The 8,571-nt window shown below is 73.5% G+C and carries 7 protein-coding genes; 2 read left to right on the plus strand and 5 right to left on the minus strand.

Going from position 1 to position 8,571, the window contains the following annotated elements:
• Nucleotides 1–20: 20 nt before the first annotated feature.
• From Mterra_RS16440 to Mterra_RS16450, 3 genes are all read right to left on the minus strand, one after another.
• Complete coding sequence (locus tag Mterra_RS16440) at nt 21–491, minus strand: DUF3592 domain-containing protein (protein ID WP_119316149.1); 471 nt, start codon at nt 489–491, stop codon at nt 21–23.
• Nucleotides 488–2,233 (minus strand): tetratricopeptide repeat-containing diguanylate cyclase, encoded by a 1,746-nt coding sequence (locus tag Mterra_RS16445; protein WP_170159710.1) that lies wholly within the window; start codon nt 2,231–2,233, stop codon nt 488–490. The genes Mterra_RS16440 and Mterra_RS16445 overlap by 4 nt, the downstream gene beginning before the upstream one ends.
• 72 nt (nt 2,234–2,305) lie before the next feature.
• The gene (locus tag Mterra_RS16450; protein WP_119316151.1) at nt 2,306–2,602 is read right to left on the minus strand and encodes a putative quinol monooxygenase; all 297 of its coding nucleotides are present in this window, start codon (nt 2,600–2,602) and stop codon (nt 2,306–2,308) included.
• 341 nt (nt 2,603–2,943) lie between these two features.
• Between Mterra_RS16450 and Mterra_RS16455 the strand changes: the two genes are divergently transcribed.
• Nucleotides 2,944–3,501, plus strand: a complete 558-nt coding sequence (locus Mterra_RS16455) for a dihydrofolate reductase family protein (RefSeq protein WP_119316152.1) — start codon at nt 2,944–2,946, stop codon at nt 3,499–3,501.
• Nucleotides 3,498–3,908, plus strand: coding sequence for a VOC family protein (locus Mterra_RS16460; RefSeq protein WP_119316153.1), 411 nt, complete (start codon nt 3,498–3,500; stop codon nt 3,906–3,908). The genes Mterra_RS16455 and Mterra_RS16460 overlap by 4 nt, the downstream gene beginning before the upstream one ends.
• Before the next feature lie 413 nt (nt 3,909–4,321).
• Here the strand turns inward: Mterra_RS16460 and Mterra_RS16465 are convergent, their stop codons facing one another.
• Entirely contained in the window at nt 4,322–5,602 is a 1,281-nt protein-coding gene (locus Mterra_RS16465) for a sensor domain-containing phosphodiesterase (protein ID WP_218022957.1), read from the minus strand.
• 532 nt (nt 5,603–6,134) lie between these two features.
• Nucleotides 6,135–8,571 (minus strand): glycoside hydrolase family 94 protein (locus Mterra_RS16470; protein WP_338025081.1); only part of this gene is annotated, 2,437 nt, incomplete at its 5' end.

The raw sequence follows: 8,571 nt of genomic DNA on the forward strand, positions 1-8,571 counted from the left end.
GTGAGGGGGTGGCGCGGGGCTCAGCGGGGGGCGTGGCGCCGCAGCAGCAGGTAGGCCAGCAGGGGGCTGAGGGTCAGGAAGACGAACGCGGGCCACTGCCAGTCGCGCAGCAGGCCGAGGTCGCGGATCAGGACCGCTCTGCGCGGGTCGCGCGGGTCGTAGTACACCGTCACCCGGGTGCCCTCCGGCCACCTCCGGGCCAGGGCCTGGGTGTCCACGGGCCCCACCGAGACCCGCCGGCCGCGGTACACCCGGCCGCCCACCTCGTAGCGGTACTCGAAGCCGTAGGTGGGCCCCCCGCGCGGGTAGTTCACGATGAGGACGTCCTCGATGACGCCCTGGGTCGCCACGTAGCGCCGGGCCGCGGCGTGGTCGTAGAGCGAGCGGAAGGTCTGGAGGGCCACGAACCCCCAGAACAGCAGGCCGGTGACGACGACGAGCCCGGCCACCAGCCCGGCGGCGGCGGGGTCGATGCCCTGGCGCCGGTTCACGCCCCCTCCCCCGGGGCCCTCGAGGCCGCCATCGCGGGGTTCGCGAGGGCCACGGCGCCCTCCCTAAGCGACCACCTGGTTCTTGCCCCGGTGCTTGGCCGGTAGAGCCGCTGGTCGGCCTCGGCCAGCATCCGCTCGTGGTTCTCCAGGCTGAGGTCGGAGCACACCCCCACCGAGAGCGTGACCCGCAGCTCGGGGTGGAGGGTGTGCCAGGGGTGGGCCTCGACCGCCGCCCGCAGCTTCTCGCAGGCCGCCCGAGCCTGCGCGGCGTCGGCCCCCGGCAGCAGCACGGCGAACTCCTCCCCGCCGTAGCGGGCCACCACGTCGGCGGGGCGGGCGTGCTCGCGCAGCAGCCGGGCCACCCCCTTGAGCACCTCGTCGCCGACCATGTGCGACAGGCGGTCGTTGATGCGCTTGAAGTTGTCCAGGTCGCACAGCGCCACGCTCAGCGGGCGGCCGTGACGCCGGGAGTGCTCGAACTCCCGGGCCAGGGCCTCGTCGAGGTAGCGGCGGTTGAACAGCCCCGTCAGGCCGTCCTCCAGCGCCATGCGCTCGAGCCGCTGCAGCAGCGCGCCCTTCTGCCGGTCGGACTCCTTGAGGGCTGCGTGCAGCGCCTCGAGCTCGGCATAAGCCCGCTCGAGCTCGGCGTTCTTGCGCCGCTCCAGCTCGGCCTCGCGCCGGGCCTGCTCGAGCCCGAAGCTCACCTGGAGGTTCTTGAGCTTGCGGTCGGAGGCGGCGTCGAAGACCTCGCGCTCCAGCCGGCGGCCGGCCTCGAGGTGCCCCAGCGCGGCCTCGAACTCCCCCCGCCCTTTGTGCAGCTCGGCCAGGGCCAGGCGGGCCTCGGCCTCCTTGGGCCGGTTGCCGCTGGCGCGGCTGAGCTCCTCGGCCTGCCGCAGCAGCGGGCCGGCCTCGTCCAGGCGGCCCTGCGCCACGTAGAAGCGCCCCAGGCACAGCGCGGCCTCGACCGCCAGCGCCGGGAACTCCCGGCCCTGCAGCAGCCCGCAGGCCTGGCGGTGGCAGTCCTCGGCCTCCCCCAGCCGCCCCAGCTTCTCCAGCACCAGCCCCAGGTTGCTCAGCACCGCCCCGCGCATGCGCCGCTCGGAAGGCGCAGACAGCGACAGGGCCTCGCGCAAGACCCCCTCGGCCTCCTCCAGCCGCCCCAGGTTCTTCAGGTTGATCCCCATGTTGCTCAGCGCCGCCGCGCCCTCGAGCAGCCGCCCCAGCCGCCGGTGGGCCTCGTAGGCCCGGCGGTAGTACTCCAGCCCCTCCTCCGGGTGGCCGCTGCGCGAGTAGACGATGCCGATGCTGTTGAGGGCGCGGGCCTCGGCGGCGGGGTCGCCCAGGCGGGTGAACAGCTCGAGGCTGTCGATGAAGTGGGCCAGGGCCCGCTCGAAGTCGCCCAGGCCGTCGTAGACGACGCCCATGCCGCGCAGGCAGCGGGCGGTGTTGGCCAGGTCGCGCCCGGCCTCGAAGCGTGCCAGGGCCTGCCGGAAGGCCTCGAGCGCCCGGGCCGGGTCCCCCAGGGCGGTGTGGGCGTAGCCCTGCTCGAGCCAGGCCGCGCCCTCCAGCCCGGCCTCGCCCAGCGCGCCCGCGAGCTCCCGGGCCTCCCGGGCCGCGGCCAGGTGCCCCGCGGGGTCGCCGTCTCCCTGTGCCTCGCACCACCCCAGCAGGAGCCGCAGGCGCTCGCGGGGCTCGGAAGCCTGCCCCGGTCGGGGGGAGAGTTCGGGGGTGTCGGAACTCATGGAGCGATTATAAGGAACCCGGGCCATCGGGCCGGGTCGGCGTGCACGCGGGGCGGCGGGGGGCCCGGCCCCTCACCCCCCGAGGCCGTGGCCCCCGGCTACCTCGGTCTCGTGCCGCTCGCCGAAGCCGGCGATGAGCGGCCGGCCGCGCTCCACCGCCTGCCGGACGGAGGGCAGCGCCAGCGAGGCGCGGTGGCTTTCTCGGGTGTCCCACACCTCGGTGACCCAGAGCGCGTCCGGGTCGGCCGGGTCGCGCGCGACGACGTAGCTCAGGCAGCCCGGCATCCCCGCCGACCCCTCCAAGAGCACCGCGACCAGCGCCTCCCGCCGCCCCGGCACGGCCTTCAGCCTGCTGATCAGACCGTACATCCTCACCTCCGCAGGGCCCGCTGCCGGCGCCCCGCGGCTTCCACCTTACCGCGGCGCCCGGCGGTGGCGCTCGAGCGCGGGAGGCAGGGCCGGGGGCAGGGTTGGCCGGGAACCGCTCGGCCGTGCGGGCTGGGGATTAACCCGACCTGGGGGCTCCCCGGCGAACCCCTGAGCCGTCGGGGTGAGCCCCCCGCCCCACCCTCACCGCTAGCAAACCCATAGCTTATGGTTGTGATTTAGGACTAAATACGCTATAATCAGAATGCACACGGCCAACCCGCGTTTCAGCCAACCGGCAGGAGCGTCACAAGCCGCCCGCGGGCGGGAAAAGGAGGACCGGCATGCGCAAGATCGTAGCCTCGCTGTTCATGACCCTCGACGGGGTGGTGGAGTCCCCCAACCTCTGGGCCTTCGACTTCGGCAGCCCGCAGCAGCAGCGCTTCAAGCTCGACGAGCTCTTCGCCGCCGACGCGCTGCTGCTGGGCCGGGTGACCTACGAGGGCTTCGCCGCCGCCTGGCCCCACATGGCCGAGCAGACCGGGGAGTACGGCGCGCGGATGAACTCCATCCCCAAGCACGTCGTCTCGTCCACGCTCGAGCGGGCCGACTGGCAGAACTCCAGCCTCCTCCGCGGCGACCTCGCCGAGGCGGTCGGCCGGCTCAAGCAGCAGCCGGGGCAGGACGTGCTGATCTTCGGCAGCCCCACCCTGGTCGGGGGCCTCACCGAGCGGGGCCTGATCGACGAGTACCGGCTGATGGTCTTCCCGGTGCTGCTGGGCCGGGGCCGGCGGCTGTTCGGCGAGGGCGGCACGAGGAAGACGCTGGGGCTGCTCGAGGCCCGCGACTTCGGCTCCGGGGTGGTGCTGCTGCGCTACGCGCCGGCCGGGGGCCGGCCGTGAGCGCGACGGATTGGAGGCTCGAGGTGGTCCAGGTCCCCGTCAGCGACCTCGACCGCGCCAAGCGCTTCTACGCCGAGCAGTGCGGCTTCGCCGTCGACCTCGACACCCGGCTCAGCGACTCCGTGCGCGTCGTGCAGTTGACCCCGCCCGGCTCGGCCTGTTCGATCCACCTCAGCCGCGGGATCCACACCATGCCGCCGGGCTCGCTGCAGGGTTTGCAGGTCGTGGTGGGCGACCTCGAGGCCGCGCGGCGGGGATTGCTCGAGCGGGGGGTGGGGGTGAGCCCCGTCCGGCACGTCGAAGGGGGGGTGTGGGCGGAGGGGAGAGGCGGGAAATGGAACTCGTTCGCCTTCTTCAGCGACCCCGACGGCAACGGCTGGGTGCTGCAGGAGCGCCCCGGGGCCTAGCCGCGGCGGGGTGCCGGCACGACCGGGGGGACGGCCCGCGAGAAGTGCCTGGACCCGGGGGTCGGCGCCGGAAACCCGCCGGGTTTCGGTTACGCCATCCGAGCGAGCCCCCTGGGCATGGCCGCCACGCCCAACGCCGCGGGGAGGGTCGTCAGCCCGGCCGCTACCCGATGCCCGTGCGGAACACCGCCCGCCGCGGGATAAGCTCGAGCCCCTCCTGCCCCGCCGTATGCCCCACAGCTATGGGCTCACCCCGGAACGGCCGGCATTCCCCGCGTGGGCTCGCCCGGCTAGGCCCTCGAAACCCGTGCGGCGCGTGACGGGTGGTGTTCGCTCGCGCTCCGCCCCGCCGGGAGCCTCGAGGGGCGGGCCGAGGCAGGCCGTAGAACACCCAGAGGTCGCGGCCTGCGGGCCTATGGGCCTTCGTAGGGGGGCCGCAGTAGGGCGGCGGCTTCGGCGATCGGCATGGGGCGACCCAAGAGGTACCCCTGGGCCATGTCCACCCCCAGCCCCTGCAAGGCATCCCTTTCAGCCACGGTTTCCACCCCTTCGGCGATGATCCGGCTGCCGGTCTCCTCAGCGAAACGGATGAGCGCGGCCGCGAGCGAGCGGCGCGTGCGGTCGGCGTCGACATTACGGGTGAGCGTGACGTCGAGCTTGATCAGGTCGGGGCCGAGCTGGAGGATGTGGCTGAAACTGGCGTAGCCGGCCCCGGCGTCGTCGACGGCCAGGCGTAACCCCCGGCGGCGCAGCGGCTCGAGGGCCGCCATGAACCGCGGGTAGTCGGTGATGGGGACGTGCTCGGTCACCTCCAGCACGATGCGGCCCAGCGGCGCCCCCTCGAGCGAGCGCGCGACCGCGCCGCTGAGGAGGTGGGTCGGGGAGACGTTGAGCGAGAGGTAGACCCCGGCGGGCAGGCGGTCGAGCCTGGCCAGGGCCTTCCCGACCGCCGCCATCTCGAGCTGTTCGCCCAGGCCGACCTCGGCGGCCTCACCGAACCACACGTCAGGGCTGCGGGCCGGCTCGGCCGAAAACCGGGTCAGGGCCTCAAACCCGAGGATCCTCCCTTCCACGAGGTGGAAGATGGGCTGATAGACGACGGAGAAAGCCCCGGCGCCGAGCATCGCCGTGACCCGCTCGGCCATCGCCTGGCGGTCACGGTCGGCCGCGAGGCGCCGCTCGATCTGCTGGGACACGAAGTTGGCGAACAGGTGCAGCAGGGCCAGGTCGCGCTCGTTCAGGGTGGGATCAGGCTTGGAGCTGAAGCAGCAGATGGTGCCGTAGACCCGGCCGTCGCTGAGGCGTAGGGCCACGCTCAGGTGGGCCCCTACCGGCAGGGCAGTGGTAGCGGGCAACTCCAGCGCCACCGGGACCTGCGAGGCGTCGCGGATGAGTTCGGGCAGCCGTCCGTCGACGACGTACTGGCAGTAGGACTCCTCGAGGGGGTCGGAATCGCCCACCGCGACGGGAGGGCTCCCCGTCGCGGAGTCGATAAAGCGGAAGTAGCGCCTGCCGTCCCGGAATTGCGAGACGAACGCCACCTCCATGCCGAGGTGCTCCCGGATGGCGCGCAAGGCGTCCAGCACGATCACGTCGAGCGGTGCGTCGCCTGTCCTGGAGGCGGACAGGAAGATATCGGGCATCGGGGACTGGGCGCCGGGGGTGAGATCCGGTCGTGCGTCGTCTCGGTCCATAGGGTTCTACCACCTCTTGACGTTTAGCGTGAGTTACCCACGGCCCCCATGGCGTTGCCCGCGAAACAGTCCTGGAACAACCTGCGAGAAATGCTCCCGGAAACGTTCTGAGGCCAGGCCGTACCTGCGGCGGTCCCTTCGAGGGGCGGCTGGGCCCCTGAAAACCGCACCGAGACTGGCGTCGGCCGGCATCCCCACGCCCCCAGCCGCAGTAGCTCCGCTGGCGGCTCACCGGGCGTGAGCCGCCGTGTCCGGGGGATACTTTGGATTATATGCGCTTTCGCGACGAGATCCTGGCTGCCCCGCACATTGTAGAGTTTCCGTCTACGCAGGATCCGCCGGCAGCTTCTCGCAGATACCGCCAACCGCCGGCTCTTCCTCGACGCCCGCACCGGCGGGGTCGGCCAGGCGGAGCACGGCACCCCCCACGGTCTTCGTGGGCCCCTTCCGGCTGCCCGGCGCCCTCGACCCCGGCGGCTACGAGCGCTACGCCCGCGTGGCCGAGGCCTACGCCGCGCCCGCCCCAGAGGCATCAGCCCGGCATGCCCAGGACCAGCCGTACCCGGTGGGACCCGGGTTCCCCGCTCAGCCGGAGGCTGTTGCCCGAGAGCGCGACCCCGTCGAGCTCGAGGCCCACCACCCCCCGGCTCACCCCCTGCGGGTTCTCCACGCTGATCTCGTAGGTGGCCGCGCGGTAGCGGAAGACCAGGCGGTACCCCGGCCAGCTCTTGGGGATGCAGGGGTCGAGGCGCAGCCGCTGCCCCCGCAGGTAAAAGCCCAGCACCCCCTCCAGCCCGGCGCGGTACATCCAGCCCGCGGAGCCGGTGTACCAGCTCCAGCCGCCCCGCCCCACGTGGGGGGGCTCGGCGTAGACGTCCGCGGCCATCGCGTAGGGCTCGGCCTTGTAGCGCTGCACGCCGGTGCGGCTGCTGGTCTGGTGCACGGGGTTGAGCAGGCCGAGCAGCCCGCCCGCCCGGTCCCCGTCCCCCAGCGCGGCGAAGGCCATGGCCGACCAGATCGCCGCGTGGGTGTACTGCCCCCCGTTCTCGCGCACCCCCGGCAGGTAGCCCTTGATGTACCCCGGGTCCTGGGGGGTGCGGTCGAAGGGGGGCGTGAGCAGCAGGACCAGCCCCTCATCCCGGCGCACCAGGTGCTCCTCGAGCGAGGCCATGGCCCGCGCGGCGCGCCCGGCCGGGGCCGCCCCCGAGAGCACCGCCCAGGACTGGGCGATGGCGTCGATGCGGCACTCGGCGTTATGGGCCGAGCCCAGCGGCGTCCCGTCGTCGAAGAAGGCCCGCCGGTACCAGTCGCCGTCCCAGCCCTCCTTCTCTAGCGCGTGCTCGAGGCCGCCCAGATGCGCGCGCCACACCCGGGCGCGTTCCCCCTCGCCCCTCGCCTCGGCCCGCCGGGACCAGCCCTCGAGGTTGGCGTGCAGGAACCAGGCCAGCCACACGCTCTCGCCCCGGCCGCCCAGCCCGACCCGGTTCAACCCGTCGTTCCAGTCGCCGCCGCCGATGAGCGGCAGGCCGTGGGGGCCCAGCCCCAGGCTGCACTCCAGCGCCCGGGCCGCGTGTTCGAACAGGCTAGCGCCCTGCCCCGACACCGCGGGCTCGAAGTAGAGGTCTTCGTGCCCCGCGGGCACGGGGGGCCCCTCGAGGAAGGGAACCTGCTCCTCCAGCACGGCCGCGTCGCCGGTGACCTCGAGGTAGTGGTCGAGCGCGTAGGGCAGCCACAGGCGGTCGTCGGAGATGCGGGTGCGCACCCCCCGCCCGCTGGGGGGGTGCCACCAGTGCTGGACGTCGCCCTCCGGGAACTGCCGGGCGGCGGCCCTCAGCAGGTGCTCGCGGGCGATCTCCGGCCTGGACACGCTCAGCGCCATCACGTCCTGGAGCTGGTCGCGGAAGCCGTAGGCCCCCCCGGCCTGGTAGAACCCGCTGCGACCCCAGACCCGGCTCGAGAGGGTCTGGTACAGCAGCCAGCGGTTGAGCAGCACGTCCAGGCCGCGGTCCGGGGTCGTGACCTGCACCTTGCCCAGCGTCTCGTCCCACGAGCGCTGCACCTCCTCGAGCGCCTCCGCCGGGCGGCGGCCGCGGTAGCGCCCGATCAGCTCCCGGGCCTGCTCGGCCCCCCCGGCCTGGCCCAGCAGGAACACCACCTCGGCCTGGCCGCCCGCGGGGATCTGCACGGCCGCCTGCAAGACGGCGCAGGGGTCCAGCCCGGCCCCCGACGCGCCCAGGAGCGTGGCCCCGGCGAGGAGCGCGGCGGGGCGGGCGGGGCTGCCACCCGGGCCCAGGAACTCGCGGCGGTCGGCGGTCCAGGCCTGCTGCCGGCCGCCCAGGTCGGCGAACGCCACCCGCTCGGCGAACTCTGGGTTCCAGCGGTTGCGGGCGAAGATCGCCCGGGTCTGGGGGTCGAGCTCGGTGCGGGTATGGAAGCTCGAGGCGGCGCGCTCCACGCCCAGCACCCACTCCGCGTAGGCGGTCACCGAGAGCTTGCGGCCGCGGCCGGAGTGGTTGCGCAGCACCAGGCGGGAGATCTTGAGGGGGTCGCGCAGCGGCACGAACTGGGTCAGCTCGAGGCCTATCCCGCCGGACTCGTGCTGGAAGCGGCTGTAACCCTGCCCGTGTTGGAGGGTATAAACGCCGTCCTCGCCCCCCAGGGGCAGGGCGGTGGGGCCGAACAGCTCCCCGCTCTCCTCGTCGCGCACGTAGAGGGCCTCGCCCGCCGGGTCGCCGACCGGGTCGTTGGACCAGGGGGTGAGCTTGTTCTCGCGGCTGTTGAGCGCCCAGGTGTAGCCGCTGCCCGCCTCCGAAACCACGAAGCCGAAGTCCGGGTTGGCGACGACGTTGACCCAGGGCGCGGGCGTGGACTGCCCCGGGCTCAGCGCCAGGCGGTACTCGCGGCCCCCCTCGGCAAACCCGCCCAGGCCGTTGGGGAACTCCAGCTCGGCGGGGGCGGGGGGTTGGGGG

The organism is Calidithermus terrae, assembly GCF_003574345.1.
Lineage (GTDB): Bacteria > Deinococcota > Deinococci > Deinococcales > Thermaceae > Calidithermus > Calidithermus chliarophilus.